The 20,456-nt window shown below is 72.8% G+C and carries 20 protein-coding genes; 6 read left to right on the forward strand and 14 right to left on the reverse strand.

The annotated features are described in order from the left end of the window. Positions 1-41: 41 nt before the first annotated feature. Positions 42-1,049 carry an LLM class flavin-dependent oxidoreductase gene (locus LQK89_RS14075; RefSeq protein WP_231049490.1) on the forward strand — a complete coding sequence of 336 codons (1,008 nt, stop codon included), beginning with the start codon at positions 42-44 and terminating at the stop codon, positions 1,047-1,049. 432 nt (positions 1,050-1,481) lie between these two features. On the opposite strand, the gene LQK89_RS14080 is transcribed toward LQK89_RS14075, so the two are convergent. After that, entirely contained in the window at positions 1,482-4,016 is a 2,535-nt protein-coding gene (locus tag LQK89_RS14080) for a glycoside hydrolase family 3 protein (protein ID WP_442874049.1), read from the reverse strand. 83 nt (positions 4,017-4,099) lie between these two features. Here LQK89_RS14080 and LQK89_RS14085 point away from each other — a divergent pair, with 83 nt between their 5' ends. Next, on the forward strand, positions 4,100-4,693 hold the full coding sequence (locus LQK89_RS14085) for a TetR/AcrR family transcriptional regulator (protein WP_114851419.1): 594 nt from the start codon (positions 4,100-4,102) through the stop codon (positions 4,691-4,693). Positions 4,694-4,828: 135 nt separating this feature from the next. Further along, positions 4,829-5,695: an NAD-dependent epimerase/dehydratase family protein gene (locus LQK89_RS14090; RefSeq protein WP_058741121.1), complete on the forward strand. Its 867-nt coding sequence runs from the start codon at positions 4,829-4,831 to the stop codon at positions 5,693-5,695. A gap of 129 nt (positions 5,696-5,824) precedes the next feature. Here LQK89_RS14090 and LQK89_RS14095 read toward each other — a convergent pair whose 3' ends face one another. Beyond that, positions 5,825-7,408 (reverse strand): DUF7059 domain-containing protein, encoded by a 1,584-nt coding sequence (locus tag LQK89_RS14095; RefSeq protein WP_442874050.1) that lies wholly within the window; start codon positions 7,406-7,408, stop codon positions 5,825-5,827. After that, entirely contained in the window at positions 7,405-7,770 is a 366-nt protein-coding gene (locus LQK89_RS14100; protein WP_231049492.1) for an ArsR/SmtB family transcription factor, read from the reverse strand. Before LQK89_RS14100 ends, LQK89_RS14095 begins: the two co-directional genes overlap by 4 nt. Here LQK89_RS14100 and LQK89_RS14105 point away from each other — a divergent pair. Further along, entirely contained in the window at positions 7,657-9,120 is a 1,464-nt protein-coding gene (locus tag LQK89_RS14105) for an MFS transporter (protein WP_269145901.1), read from the forward strand. The genes LQK89_RS14100 and LQK89_RS14105 overlap by 114 nt on opposite strands. Before the next feature lie 19 nt (positions 9,121-9,139). On the opposite strand, the gene LQK89_RS14110 is transcribed toward LQK89_RS14105, so the two are convergent. Together LQK89_RS14110 and LQK89_RS14115 are read right to left on the reverse strand one after the other, a co-directional pair. Further along, positions 9,140-9,601, reverse strand: a complete 462-nt coding sequence (locus tag LQK89_RS14110; RefSeq protein ID WP_231049494.1) for a TIGR02611 family protein — start codon at positions 9,599-9,601, stop codon at positions 9,140-9,142. A 140-nt stretch (positions 9,602-9,741) separates the two neighbouring features. Further along, on the reverse strand, positions 9,742-10,074 hold the full coding sequence (locus LQK89_RS14115) for a TraR/DksA family transcriptional regulator (protein ID WP_058743259.1): 333 nt from the start codon (positions 10,072-10,074) through the stop codon (positions 9,742-9,744). Positions 10,075-10,130: 56 nt separating this feature from the next. Between LQK89_RS14115 and LQK89_RS14120 the strand changes: the two genes are divergently transcribed. Beyond that, positions 10,131-11,162: an LLM class flavin-dependent oxidoreductase gene (locus tag LQK89_RS14120; RefSeq protein WP_217507795.1), complete on the forward strand. Its 1,032-nt coding sequence runs from the start codon at positions 10,131-10,133 to the stop codon at positions 11,160-11,162. A gap of 1 nt (position 11,163) precedes the next feature. Here the strand turns inward: LQK89_RS14120 and LQK89_RS14125 are convergent, their stop codons facing one another. Next, on the reverse strand, positions 11,164-11,640 hold the full coding sequence (locus LQK89_RS14125) for an ASCH domain-containing protein (RefSeq protein WP_231050808.1): 477 nt from the start codon (positions 11,638-11,640) through the stop codon (positions 11,164-11,166). 126 nt (positions 11,641-11,766) lie between these two features. Here LQK89_RS14125 and LQK89_RS14130 point away from each other — a divergent pair, with 126 nt between their 5' ends. Next, positions 11,767-12,207, forward strand: a complete 441-nt coding sequence (locus tag LQK89_RS14130; protein ID WP_083520144.1) for a DUF2510 domain-containing protein — start codon at positions 11,767-11,769, stop codon at positions 12,205-12,207. A 23-nt stretch (positions 12,208-12,230) separates the two neighbouring features. Here LQK89_RS14130 and LQK89_RS14135 read toward each other — a convergent pair whose 3' ends face one another. The 8 genes from LQK89_RS14135 to LQK89_RS14170 all read right to left on the reverse strand — a co-directional run bounded on the left by LQK89_RS14135 (position 12,231) and on the right by LQK89_RS14170 (position 20,451). Then, a complete protein-coding gene (locus tag LQK89_RS14135) occupies positions 12,231-13,259 on the reverse strand; it encodes a site-specific tyrosine recombinase XerD (protein ID WP_231049495.1) in 1,029 nt (342 codons plus the stop codon). A gap of 20 nt (positions 13,260-13,279) precedes the next feature. Next, positions 13,280-13,861, reverse strand: coding sequence for an NUDIX domain-containing protein (locus LQK89_RS14140; RefSeq protein ID WP_058743143.1), 582 nt, complete (start codon positions 13,859-13,861; stop codon positions 13,280-13,282). 118 nt (positions 13,862-13,979) lie between these two features. Continuing rightward, the gene (locus LQK89_RS14145) at positions 13,980-15,650 is read right to left on the reverse strand and encodes a CTP synthase (RefSeq protein WP_144805099.1); all 1,671 of its coding nucleotides are present in this window, start codon (positions 15,648-15,650) and stop codon (positions 13,980-13,982) included. Positions 15,651-15,822: 172 nt separating this feature from the next. Continuing rightward, positions 15,823-17,517: a DNA repair protein RecN gene (gene recN / locus LQK89_RS14150; RefSeq protein WP_231049496.1), complete on the reverse strand. Its 1,695-nt coding sequence runs from the start codon at positions 17,515-17,517 to the stop codon at positions 15,823-15,825. Beyond that, positions 17,514-18,431, reverse strand: coding sequence for an NAD kinase (locus tag LQK89_RS14155; RefSeq protein ID WP_058743139.1), 918 nt, complete (start codon positions 18,429-18,431; stop codon positions 17,514-17,516). The genes recN and LQK89_RS14155 overlap by 4 nt, the downstream gene beginning before the upstream one ends. Further along, a complete protein-coding gene (locus LQK89_RS14160; RefSeq protein WP_231049497.1) occupies positions 18,428-19,258 on the reverse strand; it encodes a TlyA family RNA methyltransferase in 831 nt (276 codons plus the stop codon). The genes LQK89_RS14155 and LQK89_RS14160 overlap by 4 nt, the downstream gene beginning before the upstream one ends. Continuing rightward, positions 19,251-19,463, reverse strand: coding sequence for a hypothetical protein (locus LQK89_RS14165; protein WP_175325576.1), 213 nt, complete (start codon positions 19,461-19,463; stop codon positions 19,251-19,253). The genes LQK89_RS14160 and LQK89_RS14165 overlap by 8 nt, the downstream gene beginning before the upstream one ends. A gap of 10 nt (positions 19,464-19,473) precedes the next feature. Next, a complete protein-coding gene (locus tag LQK89_RS14170) occupies positions 19,474-20,451 on the reverse strand; it encodes an HAD-IIA family hydrolase (RefSeq protein WP_058743136.1) in 978 nt (325 codons plus the stop codon). Between the last annotated feature and the right edge of the window lie 5 nt (positions 20,452-20,456).

Raw genomic sequence — 20,456 nt, forward strand, 5'->3', positions numbered from 1 at the left:
CTCCCGGCCGGCGTGTGGATGCGCATGCATACACTCGAGACGTGCGCGAACTCGGATTCCTCTCCTTCGTCCCGAACCACGGCGGACCGGCCGGCGCTGCCGGCGCCCTCGAGGACGGCCTGCGGCTCTTCGAGACCGCCGAGTCCCTCGGCTACGGCACCGGCTGGGTGCGCGGCCGACACTTCGAGCCGTTCCTCACCAGCCCCATGACCTTCTTCGCCGCCGCGGCCCAGCGCACGAGCTCGATCAGCTTCGGCACGGCCGTGCTCGGCATGCGCTACGAGGACCCGGTGCGCCTGGCCGAGGACGCCAGCACGGTCGACCTGCTGAGCGGCGGCCGCGTGCAGCTCGGCATCAGCACGGGCATCGCCGGGTACGGGCCGATCCTGGACCCGGTGTTCGGCAGTACCGAACGGAGCTTCCGCGACGAGGCCGAGGCCCGGGCCGCTCGGCTGCTCGAGGTGTTGCGTGGCGAGCCGCTCGGGACCTCGGGCAAGGGCTACGAGAGCATCCCTGCCGACACCGAGCTGACGCTGCAGCCGCAGAGCCACGGCCTGCTCGACCGCGTCTGGTGGGGCGGGGGCAGCCTCGGGACGGCCGAGCGCACGGCGGACAAGGGCCTGCTGCTGCACTGCTCGACCCTGAACACCGAGGACACGGGCGAGCCGTTCGCCGTCGCTCAGGCGGCGCAGATCGCGGCGTACCGGGAGCGCTTCGCGGCGCAGCACCCGGACCGGACCGCGAAGGTCGCCGTCGGCCGCATCGTGGTCCCGCTCCTCGACGACCACGACCGCGCGGTGCACGAGGAGTTCCTGACCGGGTACGCGAGCGGCATGGACGACGAGGGCCGACCGCGCTCCGGGCCGCCGTTCCGCTTCAGCAAGGTGGTCGCGGGCGGGGTCGCGGAGATCGTCGACGCCCTCGCCGCGGATCCCGCCGTGACCGCGACGGACGAGCTCGTCGTCACCCTGCCGGCGAACGGCGACGCGGTCGCACACGAGCGGATCCTGCGCGTCGTCGCCGAGGAGGTCCTGCCGCAGCTGCGGTGATCCCCGACCCGCGCTGCCGCAGATCGCGCTGCGGGAGACGCATCCGGCCGGGCTGCGACAGGGTCGGTGAAGCCCCGGAGCCCTGGCCGGATGACCATCTCATCCCTGATCCGGAGGGGATGGTGCGCCGAGTCTTTCACTTCTCGAAGGATTTGTCATCATCGCTACGCGGACAAAGTGACGGTTCGTCATGCGTTGCGCTCAGCGGTCAATGATCCCCTTTGAGACCATTCCCCCGGGACGACGAATGCGCCTCCGCGCGGACGCGGAGGCGCATTCTGACGCACCGGGATCGCAGGGGCTCCGACGGCCGGATCAGGAGACCGCGTCGCTCACACAGCGACCCCGTCTCGGTGCGCGCGCCGACGGTAACCAGCCGTCAGGCGCGGATCGATGCTACTGAATGCAACAACGAGATGCACGCAAACCGGATCACTCCAGTTCGAGGGTCGTCGTCCCGACCTCGGCGGCCACGGACTCCGCGACGTGCAGCGTGAACGTGCCGGGCTCGTACCGCCAGGCACCGTCCCAGTGTGCGAACGCGCGGGCCGGCACCTCGATCGAGACCTCGGTCGACTCGCCCGCTCCGATCCGCACGGGTGCGAAGCCGACGAGCCACCGCACCGGACGGTCGACGGTCGACTCCTCGCGCGAGGCGTAGACCTGCACGACGTGCTTGCCCGCACGGTCGCCGGTGTTCGCGACGGTCGCGGTGACGATGACCGCGTCCCCCTCGGACACCGTGGGCGTCGCGCTGATGCCGTCGATCGACCACGTCGTGTAGCCGAGGCCGTGGCCGAACGGGTACGCGGGCTCGGTGCCGGCGCGGAGCCAGGCACGGTAGCCGACGTGCACCCCTTCGTCGTACGCGACCTCGCCGTCGACGGGCGTGACGTTCGCGACCGGGACGTCCTCGAGCGTCGCCGGCCAGGTGGTGGGCAGGCGCCCGCCGGGCTCGGCCGCGCCGGTCAGGACGTCGGCCAGGGCGTTGCCGTACTCCTGGCCGCCGAACCAGGTCAGGAGCACCGCGGCGACGTCGTCCCGCCAGGGCATCTCGACCGGGGACCCGGAGTTGACCACCACGACGGTGTTCGGGTTGGCGGCGGCGACGGCCCGGACCAGGTCGTCCTGGTGTCCGGGGAGCACGAGCGACGAGCGGTCGTAGCCCTCGGACTCCACCTTGCTGTTCGTGCCGACGACGACGATCGCGACGTCCGCGCCGGTGGCGGTCGCGACGGCGGCGTCGATCAGCGCGGCGGGGTCGGCGTCGCTCGGCTCGGTGCCGAACTGGTAGGCGAGCACCCCACCGAGCGCCTCGTCCTGCACGATGTCGTACTCGATGCGGATCGCGACCTGCTGCCCCTCCTGCACCTGCACGGGCACCGAGCGCGCCGGCGGGTTGAGGAACGCGGCGCCGAGCTGGTCGCCCTCGTACGGCACGGTCTCGTCGAGCAGGAGCTCGCCGTCGATCCACAGGCGCGAGTGCCCGGCGGCGCCGATGCCGATCCGGACGGCGCCGGTCGACTCGGCGGTGTAGGTCGTGGTGATGTCGAGCCGGTCGGCCTCGCGCGTCGGGGCGTCGCCGCCGAACCAGAACAGCGCGGTGGCGCGGCGGTCCTCGACGTACAGCTCCTCGCCGTCCTTGACGAAGGCGACGCGGGCGCCGGGCTCGCCGGTGCCCGGGTTCGTGATGCTCGCGAGCGGGAACTCGGCGATGCCCTCCTGCACCACGGCACCGATGGCGTAGTCCACCGTCGCGCCGGGGAACGCGGCGCGGATGCCCTCGATCGGCGTGACGACCCGCTCCGGGACGACCGTCGCGGAGCCGCCGCCCTGGCTGCGGGCCTGGTCGGCGTTGTGTCCGACGAGCGCGATGCGGGACACCGCGGCGGCGTCGAGCGGCAGCACGCCCTCGTTGCGGACGAGCACGGTGCCCTCGGCCTCGGCGGCGCGGACGAAGGCGACCCCGTCCTCGACGTGCACGGGGCGCTCGGCGACGGGCTCGAAGCCCTCGAGCGCACCGACCCGGGCGGCGAGCGTCAGGATGCGGTGGACCTTCCGGTCGATCGCGGCCATCGGCACCTCGCCCGACTCGACCGCCTGCAGCAGGGGCCCCTCGCTCCACCACGGGTTCGGTCCGGGCATCGCGACGTCCTGGGAGGCCTTGGCGGACTCGACCGAGCGGACGCCCGTCCAGTCCGACACGACGATGCCGTCGAAGCCCCACTCCGAGTTCAACGGCGTCTCGAGCAGGTCGTTCTCCGACGCGGTGACGCCGTTGATCGCGTTGTACGACGACATGACCGCCCACGCGTGCGCCTCGGTCACGGCCTTCTCGAACGCGAGCAGGTACAGCTCACGCAGCGCCCGGTCCGACACCTCGGTCGACGCGGTGAAGCGGTCGGTCTCGTAGTCGTTCGCGATGTAGTGCTTCGGGGTCGCGGCGACGCCGTTCTCCTGGACGCCGGCGACGTAGCTCGCGGCGAGGTCGCCGGTCAGCACGGGGTCCTCGCTGAACGCCTCGAAGTGCCGTCCGCCGAGCGGGGAGCGGTGCAGGTTGATGGTCGGGCCGAGGACGACGTCGACGCCCTTGCGCCGGGCCTCCACCGCGGCGGCGGCGCCGTAGCGCTTCGCGATCGCGCGGTCCCAGCTCGCCGACAGGGCGGTCGCGGACGGCAGGTTGAGCGACGGGTCACGCTCGTCCCACACCTCGCCTCGGACGCCGGAGGGGCCGTCGGACATCAGGATCCGGCGCAGACCGATCTTCTCGATCGGCCAGGTGGTCCAGAAGTCGCGTCCGGTCAGCAGCTGGACCTTCTCCTCGGTGGTCAGCTGTCCGACGAGCGCGTCGATGCGCTCGGTCAGCGGCGACGCACTGGAGGCGCGCGGCGTTTCTTCCACGGTGGTCACGATGGTCGGTCCCTTCGTTGTGCGACGGGCGACGGGGGCACGACCTCCGCGCGCCATCGTCGGCGGCTGGCGTCAGCGTAGCACCCAAAACCTTTCTGTACTCGGTTTTGCCGTCCGTCCGTGGGCGGTACGCTCGCGCCATGGCACGACGGGGTTCGTACGCGAAGGGCATCGCCAAGCGCGAGGAGATCCTCACCGTCGCGCTCGAACTCGTCGCCCAGCAGGGGTTCCGCCGCACGAGCATCAAGGACATCGCCGACGCGGTGGGGCTCACGCAGGCCGGGCTGCTGCACTACTTCGACTCGAAGGACGAGCTCTGGGTCGAGATCCTCCGCCGCCGCGACGAGCACGACAACGCCCAGGACTGGAACGCCTCGAACCCGGCCGAGCTCCTCGCCGCCGTGGTCCGGCACAACGCCGAGGTCCCGGGGCTGGTGCAGATGTTCGTGAACCTGTCCGCCGCGGCCGCCACGGACCCGGAGCACCCGGCGCACGAGTACTTCCGGCAGCGCTACGACTTCACCCGGGCGGACATGACCCGGCAGTTCCGCGACATGCAGCAGGACGGGCGGCTGCGCGCCGACGTCGACGCCGAGCGGCTCACCAGCGTGATGCTCGCGGTGTCGGACGGCATGCAGATCCAGTGGCTGTACGACCCGTCGCGCGACATGGCCGAGCACGTGGAGCTCGTCGCACAGCTCGCCATCACCCAGGCAGCCGCCCCGGCCCGCTGACACGCCGGTTCGGCGATCCACCGGAGGGCTGCGTCGCCGGGACAGGTACCGCCAGTGCCTGGTCCCGCCCAGCACCCGCGCGGCAGGATGGGACCCGGCCGACCAGGCCGTCCGACGACGATGTGGAGTGACGCGATGACGCGTGTTGTGGTGACCGGAGGCAGCGGCAAGCTCGGACGGGCGGTCGTCCGCGACCTCGACGAGCACGGGTACGACGTGGTCCTGCTCGACCGGGTCCCCTCCCCCGACAAGCCCGAGCGGGTGCCGTTCGTCCGCATCGACCTGAGCGACTACGGCCAGGTGCTCGGCGCCCTCACCGGCATCGACGACCGCTACGACTCGGTCGACGCCGTGGTGCACCTGGCGGCCGTACCTGCCCCCGGCCAGGTGCCCGACGTGGCCCTCATCACGAACAACGTGACCGCGTCGATCAACGTCTTCCACGCCGCCCGGGTCGCGAAGGTCAAGAACCTGGTGTGGGCGTCGAGCGAGACCCTGCTCGGGATCCCGATGGGCGAGCACCACCCGCCGTACCTGCCCGTCGACGAGGAGTTCGCGGTCCGCCCGCAGTCCTCGTACTCGCTCGGCAAGGCGGTGGAGGAGGAGATGGCCCGCCACTTCACCCGCTGGGACCCGGAGCTGAAGATGATCGGTCTGCGGTTCTCGAACGTGATGGACGAGACCGACTACCCGGCGTTCCCGTGGGACGCCTCCCCCGAGGCGAAGACGTTCAACCTGTGGTCGTACATCGACTCCCGCGACGGCGCCCAGGCGGTGCGGAAGTCGCTCGAGGCCGACCTGACCGGGTTCGAGGCGTTCGTCATCGCGAGCCCCGACACCGTGATGGACACCCCGACCATCGAGCTCGTCGAGCGCTTCGTGCCGGACATCGAGCGCCGGGCGGACATCGACGGCACGAGCTCGCTCCTGTCGTCCGACAAGGCCCGCGAGCTCCTCGGCTACGCCCCCGAGCACACCTGGCGCAACCACCGCACGAGCTGACCCCCTCTCCCGCCCTCCCCCTTCCGCAAAACGCAACGGGAGCGGTTTCTCGCAGCGGAATGTCGCTGCGAGAAACCGCTCTCCTTGCGTTTTGCGAGACGCGACGGGCCGGGGCCGGGCCGGGCAGGGTCAGGCGGGCAGCAGCATGCCGTCGAGCACCAGGTCCCGCGCCCGCGGCAGCAGGTCCGCGCGCAGGGCGTCCTCGTCCACGCCGGTGATCTGCGCGATCGCCCCGACGATGGCGGCGACGGACAGCTCGCCGTCGCAGGCCCCGACGAACGCGGCGAGCGCCGTGTCGGCGTCCACCCGTCGGCCGAAGCCGCCGCCCTGCACGAGCGTGATCACGGTCGGGTCGTCGTTCCCGGGCCAGTAGTGCCGCTCCTCGGTGACGTCGCCGGCGACCCGGAGGTGCGCGGCGGCGAGCGCCTCGTCGTCGTGCACTCCGAGCCACGCCGCGGCGTCGAGCACCCGCGCGACCGTCGCACCGAGCCCCGCGGGGTTGGAGCCGAGCGTCTCGGGGACGCGCTCGAACCGACGGAGGCGACCCGTGCCTCCCGGCTGGGCGCGCCGCACCACGACGTACCCGAAACCGACCCCGGTGACCCGCCGTGCCGCGAAGTCGTCGAGCCAGGCGTCCACGAGCACGTCGTACTCCGGCGTCCCGGGCTTCGTGCCGCCGTCCCGGATCCACGTCTCGGCGTAGGCGGGCGGGTCCTCGCGCTCCCGCTCGACCACCCACGTGTCGAGCTCCGACGCGGCGGGGGCGTCAGCGAACCACGAGCGCACGCGGTCGAGGCCGTCGACACCCCAGTGGTACTCCCAGTTGCCGAGCAGCTGAGCGGTCCCGCCGGGTTCCAGGTGGTCGACGAGCCCGCGGAGCACGGTCTCGACGAGCGCGTCGCCGACCATGCCGCCGTCGCGGTACTCGTACGACGGGACCCCCTCGCGCCGCGGGGTGATCACGAACGGCGGGTTCGACACGATGCGGTCGAAACGCTCACCGGCGACGGGCTCGAAGAGCGAGCCGAGCCGGAGCTCGATCCCGTCGACACCGTTCAGCGCGGCGTTGAACCGTGCGATGTCGAGGGCTCGCTGCGAGATGTCGGTCGCGACCACCTGGTCGGCGAAGCGGCGGGCGTGCAGTGCCTGGATGCCGCACCCGGTGCCGAGGTCGAGCACCCGCCGCACCCGCACGGGCACCTGCAGCCCGGACAGCGTCGTGGACGCGCCACCGATGCCGAGCACGTGCTCCTCGCCGAGGGCCGTGCCGAGCGCGAGCTCACCGAGGTCCGAGACGACCCACCAGCTGCCGGCACCGAGGTCGTCCACGAACGCGTACGGGCGCAGGTCGACGGTCGGGAAGACCCGGCCGTCGTCGCCCGTCCGCAGCAGCCCCGCGGCGAGCACACCGTCGAGACCCGCGGTCGGGAAGGACCGCTCGGCGTCCGACCGCGCGACCGGCAGGCCGAGCACGAACAGCGTCGCGAGTGTCGTCAGCGGCGAGGTCTCCCGCGCGGCCAGGGCCCGGAGCGCGGCGACCCGGGTGCCGCGGTGCAGCGACGCCGCTGCCTCGGCTCCCCAGAGCGCGTCGACCCGCTCGACCGTGAACCCGGCGGCGTCGAGGTCCGCGGCGATCGCGGCGACGACGACGGGGTCGGTCGTGACGGTCGGCAGGACGTGGTGCGGCTGCCCGGTCGCCGCGGCGGCGCTCACGCGGGGACCTCGTCGAGCAGGAGCGCAGCGGGGACCTGCCAGTCGGTGACCAGGTCGAGCAGCCCGGGGAACCGCTGCTGCACGTCCTCGACCCGGACGCGGCTCGACCGCACGAGCCCCTCCTGGTGCTGCTCGAGGAGCCCGGCCTCGCGCAGGACGCGGAAGTGGTGCGTCAGCGTGGACTTCGGTCGGTCGAGCCCGACCCACCCGCAGCTGCGCACCCCGCCGGCCGCGTCGACCAGGTAGCGGTGCAGGATCGCGAGGCGGATCGGGTCGCTCATCGCGTCGAGGACCGTCGGCAGGTCCATCTCGGCGACGGTCGGTTGGGGCAGCCGTTCCGGGGCATCCACGTTCGCGGGCATGACCGCGACGGTAGCACCGTTCGGTTCCAGTACGACTTGCGTCGTACAGCGAGCGTGCTGTACGAATACAGTCGTACAAGCAGGAGTGACGTCGACACGGAGGAACGCATGCAGTCAGCACGATCGGTCGCGGGGTTCTGGATCCTCGCCGCCATGCTCCTCGTCGCGATGGCCTCGTCCGCGGTGCCGTCGCCGATCTACCCCGTCTACGCGGCCGAGTGGCACCTCACCCCGCTCGCCCTGACCGCCGTGTTCGCGATCTACGTCGCGGGGCTCCTCGTCACGATGCTCGTCGCCGGGCGCCTGTCCGACCACGTCGGCCGGAAGCCCGTGCTCGTCGCCGGTGGGCTGCTCCTCGTGCTCTCCCTCGTGCTGTTCGCCGGCGCGGACGGCCCCGTCGCCCTCGTGGTGGACCGCATCGTGCAGGGCGTCGCCGTCGGGCTGCTCATCGGCGCGCTCGGTGCGGCCCTCATCGACAACTCGCTCGAGCGCTTCCCGTCCCTCGCCGGGGTCCTGAACGGTGCTGTGCCGCCGTTCGCCCTCGCCACCGGCGCCCTCACGAGCGGTGCCCTGGTGGAGTGGGGTCCCGCGCCCGAACAGCTCGTCTACGTGGTGTTCGGCGCGCTCCTCCTGCTGCTCGTCGTGGCGCTCGTCGTCGTCCCCGAGCGCGTCACCCGACGTCCGGGAGCGCTGCGCTCCCTGCGCCCCACCGTCTCGGTCCCCCGTGCCTCCCGCGCCCTGTTCCGCGGCGTCGCGGGCGCCCTCGTCGCCAGCTGGGCCCTCGGCGGGCTGTTCCTGTCGCTCGTGCCCTCCGCGCTCCGCGCCGTGTTCGGCATCGAGGACCACTTCGCCGCCGGTGCCCTGATCGCCGTCGTCACCGGCGTGGGCGGGCTCACCGGCCTGGCGATCCAGCGGCTCGACACCCGCCGCAGCCTGCTCATCGGCCTGATCGCACTCGTCGCCGGACCGGTCGTCACCGTGTCGTTCGTGTTCGCGCCCTCGCTGCCCGGCCTGGTCGTCGGCAGCGCGATCGCCGGCGTGGGCTTCGGGGCCGGGTTCCAGGCGCCGCTGCGGATGCTCCTCGCGACCGCCGCACCGACGCACCGCGCCGGACTGCTGTCGTCGGTCTACGTCGTGAGCTACCTGGCGTTCGGCGTCCCCGCGGTCGTGGCCGGCCTCCTCGAGCCGACGTTCGGCTTCGTGCCCGTCCTCGCCGGTTACGGCGCGTTCATCGTCCTCGCGGCAACGGTCGCCCTCGTCCTCCAGCTGGTCTCACGGAGTGCCGCCGACGCCGAGGAACGTGCCGTGACCGGTCCCGTGCGGACCTGCCCCGTGCCCACCGCCGACTGACGCCGACGCGGGTCCGAGGTCAGTGCCCCGGGCGCGCCTGGTTCGGCCGCTGGTATGCGCGGACCCCCGTGCTCCGGTGCGCGTCGGCGTGTGCGGCGTCGACGTCGGCCTTGCCGCGGTCGGCCGCGCGACGGAGCCACCGCGGTCCGTGCGCCTTCGCCCAGTCCCAGAAGCGGTGCAGCTGGGCGCGGAGCCACGTGATGATCCGGTGGAAGAAGTGGAACTCGCTCGCCAGGATCGTCAGACCGATGAACACCACGAGCCAACCAGGCCCCGGGAGCGGCACGAGGATGAGCCCGATCACCACGACCAGCCCGCCGACGATGCCGACGAGCACCTTGTAGAACAGGTGCAGCCCCGGCCGCGCGTGGATCCACGCGCGCAGGTCGCGGAACCACCGGAAGCGGTGGGACCCTTCGTCGGTCTGCTGGGCCTCGGCACGCACGACCGCGTCGGGTCGCTCGTGGGTGTCGCCGTCCATGTCGGCACCGTAGGGCGCGCGGCTGGGAAACGGCGGCGCAACCGGTCCACGTGCCGTGAGCGGCGGGACGGACGCACCACGTGCCTCCCGGCCCGGCCCACGTCCGCCCCGTGGCGGCTCCCACCCGGCCTGGAGGCGCGTCACGCGTGGGCGACGCACGTCGCCGCCCACGGGACGGCGGCCAGGCGGGCCTCCGGGACGGGTTCGCCGCCGACTGCGCACCGTCCGTAGGTGCCGGCGTCGAGCCGCGCGAGCGCGGCGTCGACCAGGCGGATCCGCTCCCGCGCGGCGTCGCGGACCGCGCCGAGCGACCCGCGCTCCCACGCGAGGGTCGCGCCCTCGGGGTCGTGCTCGTCGTCGGAGTTCGCGTCGAGCCGGGCGTCGCTGACGTCCCGCATGCTCCGCTCCACATCGGCGAGCAGCCGCTCGTTGCGCTGCCGTTCCGTCGTGAGCGCCGTGCGGGGATCGTCCATGGCGGCCAAGGTAGTCGGGGCGGAATGGAGCCCGCGCACCATGCGTTCGCATCGGCATGACGAAGATCGGGTTCCTGTCCTTCGGGCACTGGCGTGACGTGCCGGGCTCGCGCGTGCGGAGCGGCCGCGAGGCGCTCGTGCAGGCGATCGACCTCGCCGTCGCCGCCGAGGAGGCCGGGGTGGACGGCGCGTACTTCCGCGTGCACCACTTCGCACCGCAGCAGGCTGCACCGTTCCCGCTCCTCGCCGCGATCGCCGCCCGGACCAGCCGCATCGAGATCGGCACCGGTGTGATCGACATGCGCTACGAGAACCCGCTCTACATGGCCGAGGAGGCGGCGGCGACCGACCTCATCGCCGGCGGCCGACTGCAGCTCGGCGTCTCGCGGGGGTCACCCGAGACCGCCCTGGCCGGGTACCAGCAGTTCGGCTACGTGCCCGAGGCACACGACACCAACGGCGGCGACATGGCGCGGGCCCACACCGACGTCTTCCGTCGCGCGATCGCCGGCGAGCCGATGGCACACGCGAACCCGCAGATGACCGGTTCGGCCGGATCGCTCGCGGTGTCCCCGTTGTCGGAGACCCTGCCGGAGCGCATCTGGTGGGGCGCCGGCACCCGGGCCACCGCCGAGTGGACCGCCGAGCAGGGGCTCAACCTGATGTCGTCGACGCTCCTCACCGAGGACACCGGCGTGCCGTTCGACCAGCTCCAGGCCGAGCAGATCGCCCGCTTCCGGTCGACCTGGGCCGAGATGGGCTGGGAGCGCGAACCGCGGGTGTCCGTGTCGCGGAGCATCATCCCGATCACCGACGACGAGTCGCGGCACTACTTCGGCGTCCGTGCGCAGGTCGAGGGGCAGGACCAGGTTGGCCACCTCGACGGCGGACTGGCCCGCTTCGGCCGCTCGTACATCGGCGAACCGGAGCAGCTCGTCGCGGAGCTCGCGGCCGACGCGGCCGTCCGCGCCGCCGACACCGTGCTCGTGACGGTGCCGAACCAGCTCGGCGTCGACTTCAACGCCCGGCTGCTCGCGGCCACCCGCGCCGTGATGGACGAGGTCGACGCGGCGGTCGTGCCCGCCTAGGTCACGACCCGGCGGGCGCTCCCGGCCACAGCAGGCGGAAGCGCTCGCACAGCACCGGCATGTCCGGCTCCCAGCCACGCGGGTTCTCGGAGTGCTCGCGCCAGTACCGCTCGTGCACCGCGCGCCAGTGCTCGAGCGTCCGGTCGCCCTCGCCCTCGGCCCGGGCGTGCTCGGCGCCGACCTGGTCGAAGGGGACGACGGCGAGCGCCGTGGTCTCGATCACGGCGCGCGGCGCTCCGCGGCCGTCCAGGATCACGCTGAGCTCGCCGACCTCGGGCAGCGGGTCGCCCGTGGCCTCGTAGTCCCACATCGACGACGCGGTGCCGTCCTTCGTCCCGCTGAGCACGAGCTCGAGCAGGCCGTCGGCGTGCTCGGGCGTCGCGCCGAACGCCCACGCCTCCGGCACGGTCTCGGGCAGGGAGGGTTCCTCGGCCCGTCGGGCGGCCCAGAAGTCGGTCAGCGTCTCGTCGGCGGTGATCACCCGCCGACCGTAGCGCACCCGCTGGTCCCCCTTCCTGCCGACACCCGCCTTGGGGCCGCGGCCGTGCCTCCCGAGCGCGTAGCGTCGAAGCGCACCGTCCACCGCACCCTCCAGGAGCACCCCGTGACACTGCCGGCCGCCGGCTGGTTCCCCGACCCGCAGGACGCGAACCGCCTGCGCTGGTGGGACGGGCACGCCTGGGGCACCGCGACGCACGCGATGCCGACGCGGACGGGGCCCGTCGTCCCGGTCGTCGTCGCCCCGGTCGGCCCCTCGTTCTCCGTGCAGGGCGGCGCCCTGCGGACGGGCTCCTGGGCGTCGGGCAGCGCCGCGCCGCGGATCGGGCTCACCGCGTTCGTGGCCGTCGTGCTCGCGGTCGTGTCGGTGGCCTGGAACCCGTTCGGTGCCGTCAGCGTCGTCGCGATCGTCCTCGGTGTCGTCGGGGTCGTGCGACCGGGGGCCTCCGGCGCGCGCCGCGTGGTGGCACGGAGCGCTGCGGCGAGCGCCCTCGTGGTCGCGGTCGCGACGGCCGCCGTGGCCGTGGCTGCCCAGCTCGCGTCCTGAGGCCCGGCCTGCGCCCGCTCGCCCTACCGCCGCGCCCGCGGGTGCGCCGTCTGGTACACGTCCCGCAGCATGTCGGCCGTCACGAGCGTGTAGATCTGCGTCGTCGCGACGCTCGCGTGCCCGAGCAGCTCCTGCACCACGCGGACGTCGGCCCCGCCCTCGAGCAGGTGCGTCGCGAACGAGTGCCGGAACGTGTGCGGCGACACGTGCTCGGCCAATCCCGCGCGCTCCGCTGCCGCCTGGATGACGAGCCAGGCGCTCTGCCGGGACAGCCGGGCGCCCCGGGCACCGAGGAACAGCGCCGGCGTCGACGGCCCTCGCGCCGCGAACACCGGACGCGCCCGCACCAGGTAGGCCTCGACCGCGGCACGGGCGTAGCTCCCGAGCGGCACGATGCGCTGCTTGTTCCCCTTGCCCGTGACCTTCACGACCGCGACACCGTCGGCGCGCCCGGCGCCGGACGCGCCTGCGCCGTCGTCGGCGTCTGAGTCGAGATCGGACAGCGTCGTGACGTCGTCCACCGACAGCCCCACGGCCTCCGAGACCCGCGCCCCCGTGGCGTACAGCAGCTCCAGGAGCGCCCGGTCCCGCAGCCCCACGGGATCGTCGTCCGCACCACCCGCCGCCTCGAGCAGCCGCTCCACGTCGTGCACCGAGATCGCCTTCGGTAGCCGGCTCGGTGCCTTCGGTGGACGGACCGCGGTGGCGGGATCGAGCGGCACCCACCCCTCGGCGGCGGCGAACGCGGTGAACGACCGGACCGAGCTGAGCATCCGGGCGACCGAACGCGGCGCGAGCGGACCCTCCGGCCGGGACGCCAGGTGCGCCACGAACCCGGCGACGTCGGCGCGTGCCAGCCGTCCGACGTCCGCCGTGGCCGACGCACCGCCGGCCCGGTCGGCGCCCTCGGAGTGGACCTCGGGCGTGGTCGCGAGCCACTCGGCGAACACCGTCAGGTCGCGCCGGTAGGCCGACACCGTGTGCCGCGACAGCCCCCGCTCCACGGCGACGTGCCGCAGGTACGTGTCGACGGCGCGGTCGAGCGTGGTCATCCCGTCAGGCGCATCCGGTGTCAGGCGGAGCGCCGCGACCGTGCGTCGACCGCGAGCGTCGCGACGACCAACGCCGAGTTCTGCAACCGGCCGGCCAGGATCGCCGCCACGAGTTCCTCGCGCGGGACCCACCGGGTGACGATGTCGGCTTCCTCGGCCTCGCGTTCGAAGGCGCTGTCGGTGGCGCTGACGCCGCTCGCGTGGAAGATCTCGATGAACTCGTCGCTGCCGCCGGACGAGGTGTTGTACCGGATCAGCGGCTCCCAGTGCTCCGCCTGCAGGTCGGCCTCTTCGCCGAGCTCGCGCTTCGCCGCCTCGAGGTGGTCCTCCCCCTCGTGGTCGAGCAGCCCCGCCGGCAGCTCCCAGTCGCGCAGGCCCACCGGGTGCCGGTACTGCTGGATGACGAGCACGCGTCCCTCGTCGTCCTCCGCGAACACGGCGACGGCTCCGGTGTGGTCGATGTACTCCCGCACCATGTCCTGCCCGTGGTGGTCGACGGTGTCCCGGCGCACATCCCAGACCATCCCCTCGTACACGACGGTCGAGTCGGTGACGGGGAACGAGGTCGGTTCGTCGGCGATGGGGGCGGCAGCGTCAGTCACGTCTGCCATCCAAGCACGCGGGTCCGACGGACCCGCACCGGTCCGCCGGACCGGGCCAGGACGGACTGGAGGCGCGGTGCCAGCTGGCACCGCGCCTCCCGTCCGAACGTGGGTCGCGTTACGCGACGACCTCCGCCTGCTCGTCCGCCGGGTCGAACAGGCTCGACGCCTCGTGGCGCGCGATCGCTGCGTCGACCAGCCCCGCGAACAGCGGGTGGGCGTCCGTCGGCCGCGAGCGCAGCTCGGGGTGCGCCTGCGTCGCGATGTAGAACGGGTGCACGTCGCGGGGCAGCTCGACGTACTCGACGAGCGTGCCGTCGGGCGAGGTGCCCGAGAACACCAGGCCGGCGTCCGCGATCTGCTGACGGTAGGCGTTGTTCACCTCGTAGCGGTGACGGTGCCGCTCCGACGCCTCGGACGCGCCGTACAGCTCCGCGGCGAGCGAGCCGTCGGAGAAGTGCGCCGGGTACAGGCCCAGACGCATCGTGCCGCCGAGGTCGCCACCGGCGATGATGTCCACCTGCTCCGCCATGGTCGCGATGACCGGCGTCGAGGTCTCCGGATCGAACTCGGTGCTCGACGCGTCGGTCAGGCCGGCCTCGTGGCGGGCGTACTCGATGACCATGCACTGCAGGCCGAGGCACAGCCCGAGCGTCGGGATGCCCTGCTCACGCGCGAAGCGGAGCGCACCGAGCTTGCCCTCGATGCCGCGTACGCCGAACCCGCCGGGCACGCAGATGCCGTCGACGTCCCCGAGGTGCTTCGCAGCCCCCTCGGGCGTGGTGCAGTCGTCCGAGACGACCCACTTGAGCCGGACCTTGGCGCTGTGCGCGAAGCCGCCGGCGCGCAGGGCCTCGGTCACCGACAGGTAGGCGTCGGGGAGGTCGATGTACTTGCCGACGAGGGCGATCGTGACCTCCTTCTTCGGCTCGTGCACGGCGTCGAGGACGGGCTTCCACGCGGACCAGTCGACGTCGTGCGCGTCGAGCTTCAGCGCGTCGATGATCACCTGGTCGAGGCCCTGGTCGTGGAGCAGCGTCGGGAGGTCGTAGATCGACGGGACGTCGACGGCGTTCACCACGGCGTCCTCGTCCACGTCGCACATCAGCGCGATCTTGCGCTTGTTCGAGTCCGACACGGGGCGGTCGCTCCGGAGCACGAGGGCGTCCGGCTGGATGCCGATCGAGCGGAGCGCGGCGACGCTGTGCTGCGTCGGCTTCGTCTTCTGCTCGCCCGAGGCGCTCATGAACGGCACCAGCGAGACGTGCACGAAGAACACGTTGTTGCGGCCGAGCTCGTGGCGGACCTGGCGGGCCGACTCGATGAACGGCTGGGACTCGATGTCGCCGACCGTGCCGCCGACCTCGGTGATGATGACGTCGGGCTGCGGGTCGTTGTCGGCCTGCTCGCGCATCCGACGCTTGATCTCGTCGGTGATGTGCGGGATGACCTGGACCGTGTCGCCGAGGTACTCGCCGCGACGCTCCTTGGCGATGACCGTCGAGTAGACCTGGCCGGTCGTGACGTTCGCCGACTGCGACAGGTTGATGTCGAGGAAGCGCTCGTAGTGCCCGATGTCGAGGTCCGTCTCGGCGCCGTCGTCGGTCACGAAGACCTCGCCGTGCTGGAACGGGTTCATGGTGCCCGGGTCCACGTTGAGGTACGGGTCGAGCTTCTGCATGACGACCTTGAGGCCGCGCGCCGTGAGCAGGTTGCCGAGGCTGGCCGCCGTCAGGCCCTTGCCCAGGGACGAGACGACCCCGCCGGTCACGAAGATCTGCTTCGTCACCTTCGGGGTCGTGTTCGAAGAATTGGTTCCGCCGCTTGAAGTGTCCGCCACGGGATTCCATCGTACGTCAGAACTGCCGGGAGGCGCGACCCGCGTTCGCCGCGGGCGTTGCGCCCGGTGGGCCGCCGGGTCCGCAGCGCACGGCCCGCTCGGTCGAGCCGGTCCGACTCGGTCAGGCCTGCTGGCCGGCGACGTCGAGGAGTTCCCGCGCGTGCTCCATGCCGCTCGCGCTGTCGCCGAGCCCGGAGAGCAGCCGAGCCATCTCCTGCAGCCGCTCCTCGCCCTCGAGCCGTCGCACGCTCGACGAGGTCACCGCACCGCTGGCGTCCTTCACGACGTTGAGGTGGTTGTTCGCGAACGCGGCCACCTGCGCCAGGTGCGTGACGACGATGACCTGCGTGCGCTCCGCGAGCTTGGCGAGGCGCCGACCGATCTCGATCGCCGCGGCACCGCCGACGCCCGCGTCGACCTCGTCGAAGACGAACGTCGGGACCGTCGTGCTGCCGGCCATGACGACCTCGATCGCGAGCATCACGCGGGAGAGCTCACCACCGGAGGCGCCCTTGCCGATCGGCCGCGGGTCCGTGCCGGAGTGCGGCTGCAGCAGGATCGCGACCTGGTCGCGCCCGTGCCGGCGGTACTCGCCGCCGTCGGTGACCTCGACGACCAGGGTGGCGCCGGCCATCGCGAGGGTCTTGAGCTCGGCGGTGACCCGCTTCGCGAGGTCCGCCGCCGCCTTCGTCCGCGCGGCCGTGAGGGTCGCCGCGGCCTGCTCCAGCGCCCGCTCGTCGTGTTCGACGGCCTGCTGCAGCGCGACGATGCGGTCGTCGTCACCGTCGAGCTCGAGCAGCCGGTCGCTCGCTCGCTGCCCGTACGCGATGACGTCGTCGACGGTGTCGCCGTACTTGCGCGTGAGTCCCGCGAGGAGCGCCCGTCGCTCGTTGATGAGCTCGAGGTCGTGCCCGGCGTCCGGTTCGAGCGAACCGAGGTAGCTCGACAGCGATGCCGACGCCTCGGCCGCCTGGATGCCGAGCTCGGTGAGCTGCTCGAGCACCGGCTGCAGGGCCGCGTCGGAGCCGGCCACCCGCTCGATCGCGCGGCGGGCCGACTCGACCAGGCCGACGACGTCCGGGCTGTCGTCGAGGGACTCGCTCGACAGCGCCTCGTGCGCGAGACCGGCGGACAGCCGCAGTTCCTCGAGGTTCCCGAGGCGCTCGGCACGCTCGGCGAGCTCGGCGTCCTCGCCCGGCTGCGGGTCGGCGGCCTCGATCTCGTCCGAGGCCGCGCGGATCCGCTCGGCCTCGGCGACGCGGTCGTCACGGTCGCGCACGAGGGTCTCGAGCTCGCCGGTGTGGGTCTGCCACGTGTCGTACGCCGCGACGTAGGCGTCGAGGGCGCGCTGCACGGCCCGACCGCCGAAGCCGTCGAGCGCGGCGCGTTGGGCGCTCGACGAGGTCAGGCGGATCTGGTCGGACTGCCCGTGCACCGTGACGAGCTGGTCGGCGAGTTCACCGAGCACCGCGACCGGGGCGCTGCGGCCACCGACCGTGGCACGGCTGCGGCCCTCCGCGGACACCGTGCGGGTGAGGATGAGCTCGCCGTCCTCGACGGTCCCGCCGGCGTCCTCGACGCGTTCGGCCACGGCGTCGTGCTCAGGCACGTGCCAGCGCCCCTCGACCACGGCACTGGGGGCACCGCGACGGACCGAGCCCGCGTCCGCACGCGCGCCGAGCAGGAGTCCGAGCGCGGTGACGATCATCGTCTTGCCCGCGCCGGTCTCGCCCGTGACGACCGTGAAGCCGGGACCGAGCTCGAGCGTGGTCTCGCCGATCACGCCGAGGTCGGAGATGACGATCTCCTCGATCATGCGTCGTCCTCGGTCGCCGGCCCGCGCCACCCGGCGACGGGCAGCTGGAACTTCGCCACGAGGCGGTCGGTGAACGGGGCGTCCTTGAGCCGTGCGACGCGCACCGGGTCGGGCGAGCGACGGACCTCGACCCGGGCGCCGGGCGGCAGGTCGTGGGTGCGGCGGCCGTCGCACCAGAGCACGCCGACGCCGCTCGTGCGGCGCAGGACCTCGACCGCGAGCACGCGATCGGGGCCGACGACGATCGGCCGCGAGAACAGGGCGTGGGCGCTGAGCGGCACCATCAGGAGCGCGTCGACGTCCGGCCAGACGACCGGGCCGCCGCCGGAGAACGAGTACGCGGTCGAACCGGTCGGGGTCGAGACGACCACCCCGTCGCAGCCGAACGAGGACAGCGGGCGGCCGTCGACCTCCGTCACGACCTCGAGCATGCGCTCACGCGATGCCTTCTCGATGGTTGCCTCGTTCAGGGCCCAGGACGAGTACACGACCTCGTGTCCGACGACGACGTCGACCTGCAGGGTGACGCGTTCCTCGACCTTGTAGTCGCCCGACAGCGCCCGCTCGACCGTGGCGTGCAGCCCGTCGCGCTCGCTCTCGGCCAGGAACCCGACGTGCCCGAGGTTGACGCCCACGATCGGCGCCCCCGTCCCACGGACGAGTTCGGCCGCACGGAGGATCGTGCCGTCCCCGCCGAGCACGATGACGATCTCGAGCTGGTCGGCCTGCACGTCGACGTTCAGGATGTCGACCTGCCCGACGGACGCCTCCGCGCGCCGGACGTCGGCGTACTCGTCGAAGGGCATCACCGGGACGAGCCCTGCCGCGTGGAGGAGGTCGCAGACCTCGACGGCGGCGTCGATGGAGTCCTGGCGACCCGTGTGGGAGACGAGCAGGATGTGCCGGTCGCTCATGCAGCCCCTTCGGTCAGTTCGGTCGCCCGACCGATCCACGCTGTCGGGTTCCCCCATTCTGTCGGATCGCCACCGACACGACGCTGGAAGCGCGCGAGGTACTCGTGGTTCCCGTGCGTCCCGACGATGGGTGAGGCGGCGAGGCCGGTGGTCCCGAGGCCCGCGTCCCACGCCGACCAGAGGACGTTCATGAGCGCGTCGTTCCGCAGCCCGGCGTCCCGCACGATGCCCTCGCGGACACCGCCGCGGCCGACCTCGAACTGCGGCTTCACGAGCAGCACGAAGTCGTCGGCCGGCACCGCCTCGGCGAGCACGGGGAGCACCAGGCGCAGCGAGATGAAGGACAGGTCCCCCACGATCAGGCTCGTGTCGGCGGCTTCGGGGTCGAGCGCCGTGTAGTCCTCGGCGGTGAGTTCCCGCGCGTTCGTCCCCTCCACCACGCGCACGCGCTCGTCGAGGGCCAGGACCGGGTCCAGCTGTCCGTGTCCGACGTCGAGCGCCACGACCCGGCGGGCGCCCCGGTGCAGGAGGACCTGCGTGAAGCCGCCCGTACTCGCGCCGACGTCGAGCACGACCCGGCCAGCGGGGTCGACCGCGAACTCGTCGAGCGCGCCGACGAGCTTGACGGCCGCACGCGAGACCCACTCGTCCTCGGTGTCCACCACGATCTCCGCGTCCGGGTCGGCCGGCGTCGAGGGCTTCACGACCGCGGCGCCCGCCACCGTCACCCGGCCGGCCTGGATGAGCTTCGCGGCGGCCGTGCGGGAGCGGGCCAGACCGCGGGCTGCCAGGAGTGCGTCGAGTCTGACCGGAGCGGTCTCAGGCACGCGGCACCTGCTGCCCGCTCTCGAGACGGGTGCGGAGTTCGTCGTGCAGGGCCGCGAAGGCGTCGGCGCGTTCCTCGAGCGGCAGCGACTCTGCCCGGGCGGTCCGCGCCGCGACGTCGTCCGGCTCGGCAGCCTGCGGGACAGTGCCCGGCCCCGGGATCGGCTGGGCGGCGCCCGGCTCGGGTCCCGGCTCGTGGTTCGACACGTCGGTCAGGCTACTCGCCGCCGTACAGCTTCGGGTCCACGTCGAGGCCGTAGATGGCCAGTCCGGACTCCCAGATCAGGGCGGCACCGGCACGCAGTCGGTCGATGGCGGTCCCACCGTCCAGGACACGGACACGGTGCCCGTGCATGGCCACCGTCGCGTCGCCGACCGTCACGTACCGGGTGCCGTCGGCGTCCTCGCGCCGGAGCGTCACCGGGTAGGGCTCCGACAGTCCGCGGAGGTCCTCGAGCAGGAACGTCGGCCGCGACCGGACGTCCGCCGCGAGCACCTGCTTCGCCTGGTCGATGCCGGTCAGGACGAGCACGCTCGGGATGCCGGCGTCGTTCGCGCCCTTGATGTCGGTGTCGAGCCGGTCCCCGATGAACAGCGGGTGCTCCCCGCCGAAGCGGGCCAGGGCAGCATCGAAGATCGGACGCTCGGGCTTCCCCGCCACGACCGGCATCCGACCGACGGCCTGGTGCACGGCGGACACGAGCGTGCCGTTGCCGGGCGCGATCCCGCGCTCGACCGGGATCGACCAGTCCATGTTCGTCGCGACCCACGGCACGTCGGGGTCAGCGAGCGCGAAGGCGGCCTCGGCCAGGTGCGTCCACCCGAGGTCCGGCGAGAACCCCTGGATGACCGCGGCCGGCGCGTCCTCGGCGCTCGACGTCACCGTGAAGCCGGCGGCCTCGACGATGCTCGTCAGACCGAGCCCGCCGGTCACGAGGACCGTGGACCCGGCCGGCACGAGCGTCTCGAGCAGTCGGACGCCAGCCTGCGACGAGGTGACGACGTCGTCGGCACCGACCTCGAGCCCGAAGCGCTCGAGGTGCTCCGCCACGTCGACCGGGCGACGTGACGCGTTGTTCGTGATGTAGCCGACGCGTGCCGAGAGCGACGCCCGCGTCAGGGCCTCCACCGCGTGCGGGATCGCGTTGCGTCCGCGGTAGACGACGCCGTCGAGGTCGGTGAGGACGACGTCCACACCCT

Origin of the sequence: Curtobacterium sp. C1, from assembly GCF_021049325.1 — a bacterium.
Lineage (GTDB): Bacteria > Actinomycetota > Actinomycetes > Actinomycetales > Microbacteriaceae > Curtobacterium > Curtobacterium citreum.